13 protein-coding genes are annotated in these 15,444 nt (G+C 65.9%); 7 read left to right on the top strand and 6 right to left on the bottom strand.

What is annotated here, in order from left to right; genetic code table 11:
• Positions 1-5 precede the first annotated feature (5 nt).
• On the top strand, positions 6-1,334 hold the full coding sequence (locus ACIPUB_RS04440; RefSeq protein WP_407606265.1) for a DUF6350 family protein: 1,329 nt from the start codon (positions 6-8) through the stop codon (positions 1,332-1,334).
• On the opposite strand, the gene ACIPUB_RS04435 is transcribed toward ACIPUB_RS04440, so the two are convergent.
• On the bottom strand, positions 1,331-1,870 hold the full coding sequence (locus tag ACIPUB_RS04435; RefSeq protein WP_407606264.1) for a DinB family protein: 540 nt from the start codon (positions 1,868-1,870) through the stop codon (positions 1,331-1,333). The two genes, ACIPUB_RS04440 and ACIPUB_RS04435, sit on opposite strands and share 4 nt — an antisense overlap.
• Before the next feature lie 11 nt (positions 1,871-1,881).
• Entirely contained in the window at positions 1,882-2,274 is a 393-nt protein-coding gene (locus ACIPUB_RS04430) for a hypothetical protein (protein ID WP_407606263.1), read from the bottom strand.
• Between the two features lie 144 nt (positions 2,275-2,418).
• Here ACIPUB_RS04430 and ACIPUB_RS04425 point away from each other — a divergent pair, with 144 nt between their 5' ends.
• From ACIPUB_RS04425 to purN, 5 genes are read left to right on the top strand one after another with little or no spacing between them, the layout of a single operon-like run.
• The gene (locus ACIPUB_RS04425) at positions 2,419-3,945 is read left to right on the top strand and encodes an ABC transporter substrate-binding protein (RefSeq protein ID WP_407606262.1); all 1,527 of its coding nucleotides are present in this window, start codon (positions 2,419-2,421) and stop codon (positions 3,943-3,945) included.
• A 17-nt stretch (positions 3,946-3,962) separates the two neighbouring features.
• On the top strand, positions 3,963-4,913 hold the full coding sequence (locus ACIPUB_RS04420) for an ABC transporter permease (RefSeq protein ID WP_407606261.1): 951 nt from the start codon (positions 3,963-3,965) through the stop codon (positions 4,911-4,913).
• 50 nt (positions 4,914-4,963) lie between these two features.
• Complete coding sequence (locus ACIPUB_RS04415; RefSeq protein WP_264268618.1) at positions 4,964-5,803, top strand: ABC transporter permease; 840 nt, start codon at positions 4,964-4,966, stop codon at positions 5,801-5,803.
• A complete protein-coding gene (locus tag ACIPUB_RS04410; RefSeq protein ID WP_407606260.1) occupies positions 5,800-7,539 on the top strand; it encodes a dipeptide ABC transporter ATP-binding protein in 1,740 nt (579 codons plus the stop codon). The genes ACIPUB_RS04415 and ACIPUB_RS04410 overlap by 4 nt, the downstream gene beginning before the upstream one ends.
• Positions 7,540-7,549: 10 nt before the next feature.
• Positions 7,550-8,116, top strand: a complete 567-nt coding sequence (gene purN, locus ACIPUB_RS04405; protein WP_407606259.1) for a phosphoribosylglycinamide formyltransferase — start codon at positions 7,550-7,552, stop codon at positions 8,114-8,116.
• 94 nt (positions 8,117-8,210) lie between these two features.
• On the opposite strand, the gene ACIPUB_RS04400 is transcribed toward purN, so the two are convergent.
• Positions 8,211-8,828 carry a hypothetical protein gene (locus ACIPUB_RS04400; protein ID WP_407606258.1) on the bottom strand — a complete coding sequence of 206 codons (618 nt, stop codon included), beginning with the start codon at positions 8,826-8,828 and terminating at the stop codon, positions 8,211-8,213.
• Positions 8,829-8,946: 118 nt separating this feature from the next.
• Complete coding sequence (locus ACIPUB_RS04395) at positions 8,947-9,630, bottom strand: helix-turn-helix domain-containing protein (protein WP_407606257.1); 684 nt, start codon at positions 9,628-9,630, stop codon at positions 8,947-8,949.
• Between the two features lie 694 nt (positions 9,631-10,324).
• On the opposite strand from ACIPUB_RS04395, the gene ACIPUB_RS04390 reads away from it, so the two are divergent.
• Positions 10,325-10,738, top strand: coding sequence for a hypothetical protein (locus ACIPUB_RS04390; protein ID WP_407606256.1), 414 nt, complete (start codon positions 10,325-10,327; stop codon positions 10,736-10,738).
• Positions 10,739-10,789: 51 nt separating this feature from the next.
• Here ACIPUB_RS04390 and ACIPUB_RS04385 read toward each other — a convergent pair whose 3' ends face one another.
• Together ACIPUB_RS04385 and ACIPUB_RS04380 are read right to left on the bottom strand one after the other, a co-directional pair.
• Positions 10,790-13,822, bottom strand: a complete 3,033-nt coding sequence (locus ACIPUB_RS04385) for an alpha-mannosidase (RefSeq protein ID WP_407606255.1) — start codon at positions 13,820-13,822, stop codon at positions 10,790-10,792.
• Positions 13,823-14,072: 250 nt separating this feature from the next.
• On the bottom strand, positions 14,073-15,422 hold the full coding sequence (locus tag ACIPUB_RS04380) for an MFS transporter (protein WP_407606254.1): 1,350 nt from the start codon (positions 15,420-15,422) through the stop codon (positions 14,073-14,075).
• Positions 15,423-15,444: the final 22 nt, after the last annotated feature.

The following is a 15,444-nucleotide window of genomic DNA, read 5'->3' as shown; positions in this document are numbered from 1 at the left end:
AAACGATGAGTGAGAAGAAAAAGCAGCCGCCCGCCGCGGCGGCATTGAACGCGGCGCGCCAGCGGCTGAGCACCGGCTGGCCCATGCCGCTATTCCTGCAGGGAGCCTTCGAGTTCATGCAGGCCGCCCTGTTTTCGGCCTTCTTGGTGGTCATCCCGTGGTTCGCCGTGTGGTTCAGTGGCGGCTTTGCCAAGCGCGACATCGAGTCGGTGCTGCAGATGGGCGGACAGATCTGGTTGCTGATCCATGCCGTCCCGCTGCACCTTTTGCAGGTGGGCACCGGTGCCGACCCCACCCAGGGATCCGGCGTGCTGGACTTCATCCCGCTGGGTCTCACGCTCATCCCGTTCTTCCTGTGCTGGCGGGCCGGGCGCCGCATTGCCCGGGCTTCCTACACCGACTCGTTGTGGCAGGGCATCATCGGGGCGCTGGGCGTCTACCTGCTCTGCGGCCTGTTCACCGGTTTCCTGGTAAACAACGAGGAGGCCACCGTCTCGCTCTTGGCGGCCACGCTCATTCCGCTGGTCCCGGCCGGGGCCGGGGTCATCATCGGCGCCCGACGCGAGGCGGGTTCCTGGGGCCGGTTGATCGGCTTCGACGCCGCGGCCTGGATCTCCAAGGCCTCCCAGCATTCGCGCTGGGCGGGATCCTACGTGTGGGCGGTGCTCTGCGGCGGAACCCTGGCCTACCTGCTCGCCTTTGCCCTGGCCTCCCTGCTGCTGGCCATCAACCTGGCGGTGCACTGGGTGGATGTCTCGAACGTCTACCAACAGTTGCGGCCCGGCCCCATTGGCTCGGCCGTGCTGACGCTGGGCCAGTTGGGGATCATGCCCAACCTTGCGCTGTGGACCCTGGCGTGGATCACCGGCGGCGGGATCACCTTGGGCGTGGGCAGCACGCTGTCCACGCTGGAAACCACCGTGGGCCCGCTGCCCGCAGTGCCGGTGCTGGCCGCACTCCCCTCCGGGGACCTTGACTACGCCTGGGCATTCATGGCGCTTCCGGTGTTCGCCGGGTTCATGGCGGGCTGGTATTTCCTGCGGGTGGGGGAGAACCACCTGGACGACTGGGTGTCGCTGCGGATCCGTTCCCGCTGGTTATCCCTGGGCCTGTCCACCGTCGCGCTGGGCCTGTTCGTCGGCACCTTTTCCGGCGCCCTGTCCCTGGTCGGCTCCTGGCTGGCCGGCGGGTCGCTGGGCATCGGGCGCTTCACCGAGATGGGGCCGGACATCCTGCTCACGGCCGTGCTGCTGGCCGCCCAGGTAGCCCTGGGCACCGCCGTCGGGTACCTGGTGTCCCCGCTGCTCGAGCACGATCCGGTGCTCGACGGCTAGAGCGGCCGCGCGACGCCCAGGTCGTGGTGCAGATGGTGGGCCGTGTCGTGCCAGGCATATTGGGCCAACGTGGCAGTGGTGAACACCGCCCCATTGGACCGGGTCCCCATTCGCGTCAGCTGCGCGTCGGACAGCGATTCCAGCGCGGCGGCAAAGAGGGACGCGGCTTCCTCCAGTCCCCGGGCCACCTCGGCCGCTGGGATCTGCGCGTAGGCACCGCGCACCGCCGCCGCGTCCTGGTCCCAGTCCGGAAACGTCGGGGAGTCGGTTTCCATCATCATGGCCAACCGGCCGTTCATCACCTGGAGCATCTCGCCCACGTGTGCGCAATACTCGTGCGTGCTCCACACGCCCGGATCCTTGCGCACCGGCGCATCCGGTGCAGCCAGGGCGGCTGTGAAACGCGGGACTGAGTCGCGCAACAGCGCCGCGACCTGCCCGGGGTTCAGTGCCCGCACATCGATCCCGCATTCGTCGCACACCTCGCTCAGCACGACGGTCCAGTCCTTGGTGTCGGGGGTGGGTTGCTCGTTCATGGGGAAACTCCTCATCTCGCCGGGTCCAACTCGTTCCTGAAATCCTGGGTGCAGGCGGCCTCGGAGCGCAGGGTCAGCGCGTCGGTGCGGCACTGCTGGTAATGCAGGGAAGGCCCTAAGAACACCAGTTGCCCGGCCAGCAGCAGGGCAATCAGCCCACAGGCCACCGTCGCCACCGGCACCGCCAGCCTGAGCGCGCCCGCCGCGGGATTGCCAAAGGCCTTCAGGCTGGTCACCAGGCCCAAGACGAATCCGGCCACGGCGAACGGCAGGCCCGCGAGCCTAAACGGCAACGGCAGGTACCAACCCGCCAATGTGCACGCCATGGCGACCAGGGTGGCAGCGACCCAGCCGCGCAGCGGGCGCGCGGCATCCGGTGCATCCCGTGGGGTGTTGCTGGCCATATCACCCACACTAGACCCGAACCCCCGGTTCGTTACATGGATTAGGTCGCACTCTGGTGCACTTGCGTACGATAATGGTTAGTCACGGGTGCTTTTCCGCACCGCGGCAGGCCCACGCCCAGGTACCAAAGGATTGATTCAACGATGCAGGCAACGCCATCGAGCCGACGCAGAAAGACCGTCGCAATGCTCGCCGCCATGCTTGGCACGATGCTCCTGCTCTCTGCCTGCAACGCGGGATCCACCGGCGGGGCGCCGGCTGATCCGGACAGGCTGGTGGTTGCGCTGACCGGCGAACCGGTGAACCTGGACTTCACCACCACCGCCGGGGCGGCGATCCCGCAGGCCATGATGTCCAACGTGTACGAGGGGCTGGTGGGAGTTGACCAGACCGGCGCCATCATCCCGCAACTTGCCACCGGCTGGGAAACCGGAAACGACAACAAGTCTTACACCTTCACCCTGGTGGAGGGTGCCACGTTCTCCAACGGCGCCGCCTTCGACGCCTCGGACGTGAAGTTCTCCATTGAGCGCGTCAAGTCCGACGCCTGGCTCAACGGGCTGAAGTCGAAGATGGACGTGGTGGACACGGTGGTGGTCAATTCCCCGACCTCGGTCACGGTGAACCTTTCGCGTCCCTCGCAAGCCTGGCTGTATTCGATGACTACGCTGGTGGGCGCCATGTTCGACCCCTCCGGAGTCGAGGACCTGGCAAACACCCCGGTGGGCACCGGCCCCTACCAGCTCGAGTCTTGGGCGCGCGGGGAATCGATCACCCTGTCGGCCCGCCCCGACTACCGGGGTCCGGCCCCGGCCATCGGACATGTGACCCTGCGCTACTTCGCCGATGCGATTGCCACCACCAACGCACTGTCCTCCGGCGACGTCGACATCATCTACAACATGCAGGCCCCCGAGCTGCTGTCCTCCTTCCAGGCCAATCCCGCCTACCAGGTCATCGAGGGCACCTCCAACGGCGAGATCATCCTGTCGATGAACAACAAGGCCAAGCCCTTTGACGACAAGCGGGTGCGCCAAGCGGTGCTTTACGCCATCGACCGCAAGTCGGTGCGCGACACCGCCTGGAACGGCCTGGGCACCCTGGTCGGCGGGCCGGTGCCGCCCACCGACCCGTATTACGAGGACCTCAACGACCGCTATCCCTTCGACCCGGACAAGGCCCGTGCCCTGCTGAAGGAGGCCGGCGCCGAGAACCTGAAGATCGATTTCACGGTGCCCACCCGTCCCTACGCCACTGCCGTCTCGGAAATCGTCCAGTCCCAGCTGCGCGACGTGGGGATCGACGCGCGGATCCGCAGCGCCGAATTCCCCGCCGTCTGGCTGGATACGGTGTTCAACCGCCACGACTACCAGATGTCGGTGGTGCTGGCCGTGGAGGCCCGCGACGTGCTGACCATGTTCAACAACCCCGACTACTACATCGGCTACGACAACTCGAAGATCAAGGACGAGGCCGCCGCCGCGGATGCCGCCGACGAGGCGAACTACGTGGCGGGCATGAAGAACGTGGTGCGCACCATCGTGGACGACGCCCCGGTGGACACGCTGTTCATCTTCCCGAACGTGTCGGTGGCCAAGGCGGGGATCACCGGCCTGGGCGCCAACTCGGTCACCGAGGCGCTGAACCTCTCCACCATCGCCTGGTCCTAGGCGGGGGCGGTCGACGGATGCTGGTGCGCATTGCGGGGAACCTGGCCCGCTTCCTGCTGTCGCTGCTGGCCGCCACGATCCTGGTCTTCGCCCTGATGCGCGTGCTGCCCGGGGACCCGGCGGTGATCGCCGCCGGACAAAACGCCTCCCCGGAAATTGTCGCCTCCCTGGCCCGCCAATTCGGGACCGACCGGCCGCTGCCCGTGCAGTACTGGGACTGGTTCTCCGGGCTCTGGCGCGGGGACTTCGGGGTGTCCTATGTGACCCGGGCCGACATCTCCCCGCTGGTGGCCGACAAGGTGCAGGTCTCCCTGATCCTGGTCGCCGCGGCCATGGCGCTCGCGCTGGCCATCGCGATCCCCGCCGGCACCATTGCCGCGGTGCGGCATTCCAAGCCTTCCGGCGCGCTGATCTCCGCGGTCAGCCAGCTGGGCATCGCGATCCCCGGCTTCCTGCTGGGCATCGTGCTGGTCTCCTTCTTCGCACTGCGCCTGGGCTGGCTTCCCGCCAACGGGTGGGTTGCCCCTGGCACCGACTTCGCCGGGTTCCTCTCCCGGCTGGTGCTGCCGGTCATGGCGCTTGCCGGGGTGCAGTCCGCGATCCTGGTGCGCTACGTCCGCTCTGCTGTGCTCGAGGTGATGCACGAGGACTACCTGCGCACCGCGCGGGCCAAGGGCCTGTCCCCGCTGCGCGCGCTGGGGCGGCACGGGCTGCGCAATGCAGCGATCCCGGTGCTCACCGTCACCGGCGTCCAGTTCTCCGCGCTGATCATCGGGGCGGTGGTCATCGAGCGGGTCTTCGTGATCCCTGGCCTGGGCTCGATGCTGCTCTCCGCGGTGGGCAACCGCGACCTTTTGACGGTCCAGTCGGTGGTGATGGTGCTGGTGGCCATCACTCTGGTCGTCAACCTGCTGGTGGACGTGCTCTACACCGTCCTTGACCCGCGCATCCGCGCAGCCGTCCGATGAGAATCCCGGAGCCGGAACCCATGCTGCCAGGACCCGTGTCGCCCGAGACCATGAAGCCGGGACCAGTGCGGCCCCGTCCCGTCCCCGCGCTGCTCATCGGCGGGGGGATCGTGGTGCTGATCGCCGCCACCGCACTGCTCTCGCTGGTTTTCACTCCCTTTGACCCGCTGCAGGCCAACCCGCCGGTGCGGCTGCAGGGGCCAAGCGCCGAACACTGGCTGGGCACCGACAACCTGGGCCGCGACCTGCTCTCGCGCATCCTGGTGGGTGCACGGATCACGCTGCTGGTCGGGGTGGTCTCGGTGGGCATCGCGGTGCTCATCGGCACCCCGCTGGGCATCTGGGCAGGCATGCGGCGCGGGGCCGTGGAGGAAATCACCATGCGCGCCTCCGACATCCTGCTGGCCTTCCCCGCCCTGCTGCTGGCCATCATGTTCGCCGCGATCTACGGGGCCTCCACCGTCTCGGCGATGGCGGCGATCGGCCTGGCCTCGGTGCCCGGCTTCGCCCGGGTGGCCCGCGCCGGGACGTTGCAGGTGATGAACGCCGAATACGTGCTGGCCGCCCGCGCCGCCGCGCAGCGCCCCCTGCGCATCGCCAGGCGCCACGTGCTGCCCAACATCACCGGGATGCTGCTGATCCAGTGCTCGGTGACCTTCGCCCTGGCCGTGCTGGCGGAGGCCGCGCTGTCCTTCCTGGGCCTGGGCACGCCCCCGCCGGTTCCCTCCTGGGGCAGGATGCTGCAGGAGTCCCAGCAATACTGGGGCACGTTCCCGCTGATGGCGCTGTGGCCGGGGGCGGCGATTGCGGTGGCGGTGATGGGCTTCAACCTGCTCGGGGACGGGCTGCGCGATGCCCTGGATCCCAAGCTGGGACGGGGCAAGGCATGAGCGGGCACCTTGAACCGGGAACCGGGAACCTGCTGGAGGTCACCGACCTGTCCGTTTCCGCCGGCAGCCGGGCACTGGTCTCCTCGCTGTCCTTCTCCATGGTCGCCGGCGAGCGCATCGGGCTGATCGGCGAGTCCGGGTCAGGCAAGTCGTTGACGGCCACGGCGCTGCTGGGCCTGCTGCCGGACGAGCTCACCGTTTCCGGTGCCGCGCACCTGCACGGGTTCGCACCCAACCTGCTCACCGCTGGCGACAGGTCGATGCAGGGGCTGCGCGGGGATGAGATCTCGATGGTTTTCCAGGAGCCGCTTTCTGCGCTGAACCCGCTGATGAAAGTCGGTGCGCAGGTCGCCGAGGTGATGCTCCAGCACCGCACGGTGCCGAACCGCGCCGCCGCCCGCCGGCGCGCCGTCGAACTCTTGGCCTCGGTGAAGATCCCGGATCCTTCCCAGGCGGCCGGCGCCTACCCGCACCAGCTTTCCGGCGGGCAGCGCCAACGCGTCATGGTCGCCATGGCCCTGGCCAACGACCCGCAGCTGCTGCTGGCCGACGAGCCGACCACGGCGTTGGATGTCACGGTGCAGTCCCAGGTGCTCGAGCTCATCTCCGCCCAGGTGCGCGAGCGCGGCACCGGGCTGCTGTTCATCACCCACGACCTGGCCGTGGTGGCGAACGTATGCACCCGGGTGCTGGTGCTCAACAAGGGACGCCTGGTCGAATCCGGGGAGATTGACCGGATTTTCTCCGCACCCGAGCATCCCTACACCCGCGCCCTGCTGGCTGCCAGCGACCTGTCGGCCACCGATGCGCGCGGACGCCTGTTCACCGTGGACACCGCGGCAAGCTACGTGCCGCCGGCGCTGCGCGAGGCACCTCCGGCGTCGGCTCCGGACCCGCACCCCGCCGTCGCCGACCCCAAGGCCGGTCCCGCACTGATCACCGCGGCGGGTCTGGGCCGCACCTACCATCGTGCCCGCACCACCGCTTTCGGCCCGCGCCCCGTGGTCAATGCCCTGGCCGATGTCAGCTTCACCGTGGCGGCCGGGGAACGGGTGGGCATCGTGGGGGAGTCCGGCTCGGGCAAGTCCACGCTGCTGCGCATCCTTGCGGGGCTTGACCAACCCACTTCAGGGCAGGCCACCGTCGCCGGGACCCCTGTCGCAGGTGCCCGCGAGGCGGACCTGGCCTCCCTGCGCAGTGCGCTGCAGATCGTCTTCCAGGATCCGCTGGGCTCGCTGGACCCGCGGATGCGGGTGGCTGACATCATCGCCGAACCGCTGTTGGTGCCGGGGCGGAAACTGGACGCGGCCGGCCGGCTGGCCGAGGTGCACCGGATGCTCGGGCTGGTTGGCCTGGAGGCCGAATCGGCGCAGCGTTACCCGCACCAGTTCTCCGGCGGGCAGCGCCAGCGCCTCTCCATCGCCCGCGCCCTGGTGAACCGCCCGCGGATCCTGGTGGCGGACGAGCCGGTCTCGGCGCTGGATGTCTCGGTGCGCGCGCAGGTGCTGAACCTGGTTGCGGACCTGGTCGACGAGTACGCGCTGACGCTGCTGCTGGTCTCCCACGACCTCTCGGTGGTGCGCCATCTCTGTGAGCGGGTGATCGTGATGAAGGACGGGCGCATCGTCGAAGCCGGGGACACCGAGCAGATCTACAACAACCCCGCCCACCCCTACACGGCGCAACTCATTGCCAGCTCCCTTGACCTGTCAGAGGAACTGGCGACGCCCCACTAAACTTGTACCCATGCGCATCGTAGTTCTTGTCTCCGGCACCGGGTCCAACCTCCAGTCAGTCATCGACGCCGTCGCCGACGGGTCGCTGGAAAATGTGGACATCGCGGCGGTCGGCGCCGACAAGCACGGCACCTACGGGGTCGAACGCTCGGCCGCTGCCGGCATCGAGACCTTCGTGGTGAACTTCAAGGACTTCGCCGAGCGCTCCGACTGGAACCACGCACTGACCGAAAAATGCCTGTCCTACGAACCCGACTACGTGGTGTCCTCCGGCTTCATGCGCATCGTGGGCGAGGAATTCATCAACGCCTTCGACGGCACCTACATCAACACCCACCCGGCCCTGTTGCCTTCCTTCCCCGGCGCCCACGGCGTCCGCGACGCGCTGGCCTACGGGGTCAAGGTCACCGGCTGCACCGTGCACATCGCCGACGCGGGCGTGGACACCGGCCCGATCCTGCGCCAGGAAGCCGTGGCCATTGCGGACGACGACACCGAGGAAACCTTGCACGAGCGCATCAAGGTCATCGAGCGCCGCCTGCTCATCGCCACGCTGGCGGACCTGGCCGCGAAGTAACCCCCGCTCTTGCGAAACAGGAGGCCTGCCCGGCCTGGTTCCGGGCGGGCTTCCTGTTTGGGGAGGGCCGGCCTGCATGCCGGCTCCACCGGGATCACACGTGGTCAAGCAGCTCGCGAAGGGCATGCACAGCGTCGGCAAGTTCGTCTTTGCCTACGCTGAGGCGGTTGGGATGCTGCGAGCCGAGGTCCTTGATCAGGCGCCTTATGCGCCAGGGTCCCCTGCCAAAAAGCGCTGGACCACGGTTGGTATCGGATAGCAGGACCGCCAAGGAAATTGCGTCCTGCAAGTGTCTTTGTGAATCTCGAGAGTCTGCTCGGTAAGCATCGGATTTGAGCATCAGCGCGCCAACGATATCCGGGGCCGAGACGACGGACGATCCTTGGGCATGGATCAATTCGAATTCAATGGTTCTTCGCAGGGCGTTTGTGCCGCCGGGAGCCTGGACGACGCCCCGAGCCTTGAACCGTTGAAGGATTGAAGGCGCTACATGGTCCGCCACCAGGAAGTCGACCTGGTCGTTGCCTCGCCTGTAGCGATGTGCAGCCTGCCTGTGGTCGATGGGGATCTCCAATCGATATCCGAGGCGCTTCAATCCATTTCCCAACACGGAGAAGCTGTCGCCCGGGAGCTCAACGTGAATCATCGCATCCACATCACTTGTTGACCGGGTTGGGAGCTTGCCAGCGGCAATCATGTGCAACTGGACCATCAAGCCGCCGACCAACGACCAATGCCGGCTTGGGACAGCATCAGCCAGTTCGAAGACATTTGGCCAGGGCGAAGGTCAGATGCCTCCGGGCACACGTATGCTTTGGCGAGGACGTTGCTCAGGCATTATCGATTATCCGCTGCAATGTATCCCGCCCTGCCCCGCGTTCGCGAACATCGTCGGAGTCCATCAAATCCAGTGCGATGACGGCGTCGGAACCCACAGTGCCCGAAATCAGTTCAGGATCGTCTACGAACCTGACCATCACGCCGCCCGATTCGTCGCTGGCAAGGGGAATTTGATCAAGCAATGACTCAACGGAACCGGTCCAATACCCTTCCAAGCGGTCCTCATCCAGAACACCGACCAAGCCGAACCGGCCAGCAACGGTATCCTGGGCGATCGAGCTGACACCGGTCGGCACCAGGAACCCCGCAAGAGCGGAACGAAACCGCGGGCCTGCGCTGAATCGTCTCACCAGGCTGTGGTTTCGTGCCAAACGGTGTAAGTCGGCCGATTCCATCGAGCGCAACTGCCGGGTGAGCCTGGAACGACGGGGCTGGTCGATGAGTTTGGTCTGGCCGCCGTTCAGGACTTCCAACGCTGCCCATGCAGTTTTTGAAGACCATATACGTCCTGGAGCACGTGAAGAGCGTTGGAGCCGGTGAATGGATGCAGGCTCGAAAAGCAGCGTGCCGGCCATTTTTGTTGCCTGAAGCCGACCGTTTTTCACCAGACGGCGCACGGCTGCGGGGGTGATGCCAAGCTCCTCGGAAGCCATGATCGTCGTATAGAGATCCATGTATCAATTGTATCTTAGTAAAAACTATTGATACATAGATGGCGCATTTGCCTGTCTGGAAATAACGATGAAATTGCTGCCTAACGGTTCCAGTGCGGATGGAGTGGCCACGAAAAACGTTGCATGGCTTGGAGCGCCTGACCAATGTGCAAATTGCGGCATGGAGCGGCATCGGGTTTTCGACATCACGACTCCCTGCCTCGAAGGCGAAGTTCATCATTCAGGTCCGCCGGCGGAGGCATCCAAGCACAGGGGAGTGCGGTATTCTCGTCGAGAACAACTACCCTGACAACGGAGGGTAGCCTCGCCGGCTGCCATTCCCGTTCCTTGGCCCTCTACCGGATTGCCTCGTGGAACGCTCGGCCACCGCCGGCATCGTGACCTTCGTGGTGAACTTCAAGGACTTCGCCGAGCGCGCCGACTGGAACCACGCACTGACCGAAAAATGCCTGTCCTTCGAACCCGACTTTGTGCCACACCCTGCTCGAGAGTGCCCCCCTGGCAAGGCACCACCAGAGGGGAACTACATGGCGGATGTGGTGATCGTGGGCAGCGGGCCGGCCGGACAGATGCTGGCCGTGGAAGGCGGCCGGCATCGACTATCCCGGCTGGGGGGCCCGCTCCGTCCGCTGTGGGTGGTTCGCTGTATGCTTTGGGCTGGATATTGGCGAATGGATGAGAGGGGCCAACAGGTATGGAGGATGACCTGCTGGAAGCACTGGGCGATCGCGCAATTGCTGCCTATTTCGACGACGAACAGTCCGACAACGTCCACCTGATGAGGCCATTAGGGGCCATTCTCGGTTTTCACGGGCTGGCAGAAAACGGTGGATTGGTCGGTGGGGCCGTGGAAAACATCAGGTTGGGAGACGAAGACACGCTGCTGGATGACGCTGTGGCGGCTTTCCGATTGTTCGGTCTTGATACTCATGCCGAACTCATCGAACGAGCAGACAGGGAATATGCGCGATTCAGGCCCATGGGATTCGAGGATCTCAGCAACGCCGACGAAGCGCTCTGGGAAGAGCTGGACACCGCTTACTTCGCCACGGTCACAGATGATTCCATCGAGGCGGCACTGCGCCGATTCCCTGGGCTTCGACCCTGACCCCACTGGCCATCGCCCTGTGGGACCTGCGCAAAAACGAAGATTCCAAGGCTAGCGAATGAGGCTGAAGCGCAAGGTGCGCACCTCGAAGGCCGTCAGTGCGATGGCGACCGAGCCGTCGGTGTGTTCGGCCATCCCTCCGGGACCTTCGATCGGATCCTCCAGCAGGGTGATCACCGAGGCCCACTCCACCGGCCGGTGCACGTTCACGGTGCCGGCGGCGCGGCGGCCAAGGGATTCATAGACGCGCACGACCAGGTCGCCCGAGCGGTCCCCGGCCAGCTTCACGCTGGAGAGCAGGATGCCCGTGCCCTCGACGGAGACCAAGGGCTCGAAGCCGTGCGCCCCGGTGAGCGTGCGCTCGGCGCTGTTCATCAGGGCCCCCGCCTCGGTCGCCGTTGCGATGTCCGCACCGATGACCAAGCCGTAGCGGTGGCTCTGGAGGCCCTGGTCGGTCTCCGGATCGGGGAAGCGCGGGGCACGCAGCAGCGAGAGCCGCACATTGGTCGTCACCCCTGCCTCGGTGGAATCGCGGGTGACATCGAAACCGTAGATGGAATCGTTGACAAGCGCGGCACCGAAGCCCGGCTCCTCGGCCAGCACGAAGCGGTGCATGGAGGTTTCGAACTTCGCCGCCTCCCAGCTGGTGTTCACGTGGGTGGGCCGCTTGTGAAAACCGAACTGGGTTTCCGCGATGACTTGCTCGGCCCGGATATCGAAGGGGAAGGCGACCTTCAGGAACTTCTCGGTCTCGTGCCAGTCGGTGGTCTGCTCGATCTGCAGCACGCGCGAACCCGGTGCCAGGGTGAGGTCCTGGCGCAGGGTCGAGGCAGAGAAACTGCGCTCGATGATCACGCGGGCGGTGCCGTCGGCATCGGTGGCCAGCGTGATCGCATCCAGTCCGCGCAGGTCGGTGACCTGGTTGCGGTAGTACTTGTCCACGTCCCAGGCGTCCCACTTGTTCGGCAAGTCCTGGTGCATCTGCAACAGGTTGGCCGCGGTGCCCACCGAGATGGTCTCGCGGCCGCTGAGGTGGTCAATGGCGGAGGTGATCAGGCCCTCGCGCGAAATCGCGACGGTGACCAGCTCGTTGGAGAGCACGAAGCCCTCCGGGGACTCGGTGGCCGTCACGGTGTCGGTGACGGGCGCCAGATCGGCAACCGCCGCCCCGGCGCCGGTGCGCACGCCCGAGCGGGTGAACGGAGCCGCATTGAGGGTGATCGTGGTGTCGCCGGTGCCCACCAGCGCTGCCTGTGCCGCGGCAATGATGGCTTCGGCGCCCTGGGTCACCCTGGCGTACTCGGCCACGACCTCGCGGTGGACCCAGGCGATGGAGGTGCCCGGCAGGATGTCGTGGAACTGCTGGAGCAGAACCTGCTTCCACAATGCGTCGATTTCGGCATACGGGTATGCGAAGCCGGAGGATATGGCTGCGGTTGCCGACCACAGCTCGGCCTCCACCAGCAGCTGTTCGGTACGGCGGTTGCCCTGCTTGGTCCGGTGTTGGGAGGTCAACGTTGCACGGTGCAGCTCCAGGTAGAGCTCCCCCACCCACACCGGAGGGTTCTCCAGCTCGGCCTTGGCGCGGGCGAAGAATGCATCGGGGTGCTCCCACCTCACGGTGGGGCTTCCCTCGAGGTCGGCCAGGCGGCGTGCCTTGCCGGTCATCTCGCGGGTGGTGCCGCCGCCGCCGTCTCCCCAGCCCACCGCGGCAATCGATCCGGTGGCGTGGCGGGACTCGCGGAACTGGCGGGCGGCACGGGCCACCTCTTCGCCCGAAAGCTGCGAGTTGTAGGTGTCCATTGGCGGGAAGTGGCTGAACACGCGCGAGCCATCGATACCTTCCCAGAGGAAGCTGTGGTGCGGAAAGGTGTTCTGCTGGTTCCAGGAGATCTTCTGGGTGAAGAACCACCCGAAGCCGGCACGGCGCATCAGCTGCGGCAGCGCGGGGGAGTAGCCAAAGGAATCGGGCAGCCAGACGCCGGCGGATCTCACTCCGAATTCCTCGCGGAAGAACTTCTGGCCGTAGTGGAACTGGCGCACCAGGGACTCGCCGGAAGGCATGACGGTGTCGGACTCGACCCACATGCCGCCCAGGGGCAGGAAGCGGCCGGAGGCCACTGCCTGCTTGACCTTGTCGTAGACCTCCGGGCGGTGTTCCTTGATCCAGGCGTACTGCTGCGCGCTGGACATGCCGTAGAGAAAATCCTCGTCAATGCCGAGCATTTCCACCATGGAGGAGCAGGTGCGGGCGACCTTGCGGATGGTCTCGCGCAGCGGCCACAACCAGGCCGAATCGATGTGGGAGTGGCCCACCGCCGAGATGCGGTGGGTGCTCTCATCGGCGCGCCTGGAAAGCACTTCCACCAGTTCGGTGCGGGCATCCGGCGCGGTTTCGGTGATGTGCTGCAGGTCGAGCCCATCCAGCGCGTTGTCCATGGCCTGCAGGATGCGCATCCGGCGCGGACCCTGGGGCAATTCGGCCTGGAGCTCGAGCAGCACCTCAAGGTCCAGGGCAAGCTCGTGGACCTCCGGCTCGAAGATCGCCAGGTCCATGCGACGGGTGGCGTAGATCTTGCGCGAGGACGAGGTCCGGATATCGCCTTCGGCGGTGGGCTGGAACGGGTGGTGGCCAAGCAGCACCGGGTTGGCTGCGGCTTCGAGGAAGTACTCGACGGACTCTTCGCCCGCGGCGGGATCCGCGACGGGGATCCACTGGTTGCGCGGATTGATCGCTTTCACGGTGGTGCCGTTCCCGCGGTAGACCAGCCCCTCGCACTGGAAGCCCGTCAGGGTCTGGTCGAAGCCAAGGTCGACCAGGGCCTCGACGCGCTTGCCCGCCCAGGAGGAGGGAACCGTTCCGCGCAGGCGGAACCAGGTGGTTCCCCATGCTGCGCCCCAGGGAGTGCCGACCTGGTAATCGGTGTACTCCAGGCCCAAGGCGTCCGCCGGTGCGATGGGCTCGCCCGGAAGCTCATGCCAGTCAATGACAAGCGGGATCGAAACGGGGTGGATGGCCGGGCGGATGCGCTCCTCGAGGACTCGCTTGACTCGTCCAAGGGTCAACGGAATGTCATCATGCATGGATGCCTTTCGCCGGGCTTTGGCCCTTGATGAATCTTTGCTCGGAAAAAGCGGTGTGGTGCATTGGCCGGAGGCGCGGAACTCAATTGAGACTGCGGGCTCCGACGTCCTGCGGCCTCATCTTGGCGGTGATGCCGCAGACTTCACGGAAATTCAGGGGTTGACCTATGAATCCAGACTAACCGATGGCTCCGGCAGCATACCGGGCGCTCTGGGCAGGCCCAGGGGCCACAGGGCAGGGGTTCAGAATCTACTGCAGGGCCCGGCCCTTGGTCTCGGGGGCGAAGAATGCCATCAGGATGACAGCGCCCAGGACCATGGCCCCTGCCGCCATGAACAAATTGCCCAGTCCAACCACCGGCCACAAGGAGGCGAAGACCAGCGGTCCGAATCCGGCGCCCAGGCGGCTGAACGAAGATGCCCAGCCGAAGCCCGACCCGCGCAGCTCGGTCGGGTAAAGCTCGGAAACGTAGGCGTACAGCACCGGGATGGCGATCTGTACGACGACACCAAAAACCAGCAACCAGAGCAGCGCCAACGCCGGTGCATTGAGTGTTACCGCGACCATGACCAGGATGAGGGCTGACAACGGACCGGTGATGCCCAGCAACCACTTGCGGCCGACCCGCTCCACCAACAGTGCGGCAATGACCACGCCGATCAGGCCCATCAGGGCCATCACCGACGTCATGAAGAACGCGGTGGACTGCACCATGCCCGTGTCCGCCAGGATCGACGGCATCCACGTCAGGGCCAGGTAGTAGACCAGCAGGATGGTCAGGAACAGCGACCACGAAACCAGGGTGATCCGTGGGCTGAAACGCCAGATCTTCACGAGCTGCTCAAGCCAGGAACCGGGGGACAGCCGAGGGGCGGCCTCCGGTTCCGGAAGGGTGTAGGACTGTGCAGGTACCCCGGTGCGGGCCACCAGGTCGTCAATGACCTTCGCCGCCTCATCCCGCTGGCCCTTGCGGACCAGATAGAGCGGGGACTCCGGAACGCTGCGGCGGACCCAGAAGACCATCAATGCAGGGAGCACCATGACTGCCAGGATGAGCCGCCAGTTTCCGGTGGTCGCCTGGACCCAACCGGAAATGAAGAATGAGAGCGCTGCGCCCACCGGCCACCAACCGTCCATGGCCGTGAGCACGCGGCCGCGTTGCTTGGCGGGCGTGAATTCACCCACCAGCGCGTAGTCCACCGGGATGCAGCCGCCCAGTCCCACCCCGGCGATGAAGCGGAAGGCCACAAACCACGCAAAGCTCGGGGCCAGGGCGCCGGCAACGGTGAAGATCGAGAAGATCAACAGTGTCCAGGTAAAGGCCTTCTTACGGCCGATCTTGTCCGCGATGGTGCCCCAGAGGAAGGCGCCGAGGGCCATGCCCAGCAGGTTTCCGGTGCCCAGCAGCGCCGCGGTGGTCCTGTCCAGACCCCACTCCGCGGCGACCAGGGGGATCAAGGCGCCATTGAGCGTGACATCCCAGGCGTCGAACATGAACCCGAGTCCGCCAATGATGAAGATCTTGCCTTGCACGCCCCACTTCCACGGCAGGTTCTGGACGACCGACTCGCCGGTGGGTAGCTTCAAGTAATTGTTCATCTGGGCTTGGCCTTCGGACAGG

The organism is Paeniglutamicibacter sp. ORCA_105, from assembly GCF_045798545.1.
In the GTDB taxonomy this organism is placed as follows: domain Bacteria; phylum Actinomycetota; class Actinomycetes; order Actinomycetales; family Micrococcaceae; genus Paeniglutamicibacter; species Paeniglutamicibacter sulfureus.
This window is presented reverse-complemented; position numbering and strand designations above follow the sequence as displayed.

Excerpts from the sequence above, each read along its gene's own strand:
- ACIPUB_RS04440 (WP_407606265.1), top strand. The coding sequence starts at position 6 with ATGAGTGAGAAGAAAAAGCAGCCGCCCGCCGCGGCGGCATTGAACGCG.
- ACIPUB_RS04435 (WP_407606264.1), bottom strand. The coding sequence starts at position 1,870 with ATGAACGAGCAACCCACCCCCGACACCAAGGACTGGACCGTCGTGCTG.
- ACIPUB_RS04430 (WP_407606263.1), bottom strand. The coding sequence starts at position 2,274 with ATGGCCAGCAACACCCCACGGGATGCACCGGATGCCGCGCGCCCGCTG.
- ACIPUB_RS04425 (WP_407606262.1), top strand. The coding sequence starts at position 2,419 with ATGCAGGCAACGCCATCGAGCCGACGCAGAAAGACCGTCGCAATGCTC.
- ACIPUB_RS04420 (WP_407606261.1), top strand. The coding sequence starts at position 3,963 with ATGCTGGTGCGCATTGCGGGGAACCTGGCCCGCTTCCTGCTGTCGCTG.
- ACIPUB_RS04415 (WP_264268618.1), top strand. The coding sequence starts at position 4,964 with ATGAAGCCGGGACCAGTGCGGCCCCGTCCCGTCCCCGCGCTGCTCATC.
- ACIPUB_RS04410 (WP_407606260.1), top strand. The coding sequence starts at position 5,800 with ATGAGCGGGCACCTTGAACCGGGAACCGGGAACCTGCTGGAGGTCACC.
- purN (WP_407606259.1), top strand. The coding sequence starts at position 7,550 with ATGCGCATCGTAGTTCTTGTCTCCGGCACCGGGTCCAACCTCCAGTCA.
- ACIPUB_RS04400 (WP_407606258.1), bottom strand. The coding sequence starts at position 8,828 with ATGGTCCAGTTGCACATGATTGCCGCTGGCAAGCTCCCAACCCGGTCA.
- ACIPUB_RS04395 (WP_407606257.1), bottom strand. The coding sequence starts at position 9,630 with ATGGATCTCTATACGACGATCATGGCTTCCGAGGAGCTTGGCATCACC.
- ACIPUB_RS04390 (WP_407606256.1), top strand. The coding sequence starts at position 10,325 with ATGGAGGATGACCTGCTGGAAGCACTGGGCGATCGCGCAATTGCTGCC.
- ACIPUB_RS04385 (WP_407606255.1), bottom strand. The coding sequence starts at position 13,822 with ATGCATGATGACATTCCGTTGACCCTTGGACGAGTCAAGCGAGTCCTC.
- ACIPUB_RS04380 (WP_407606254.1), bottom strand. The coding sequence starts at position 15,422 with ATGAACAATTACTTGAAGCTACCCACCGGCGAGTCGGTCGTCCAGAAC.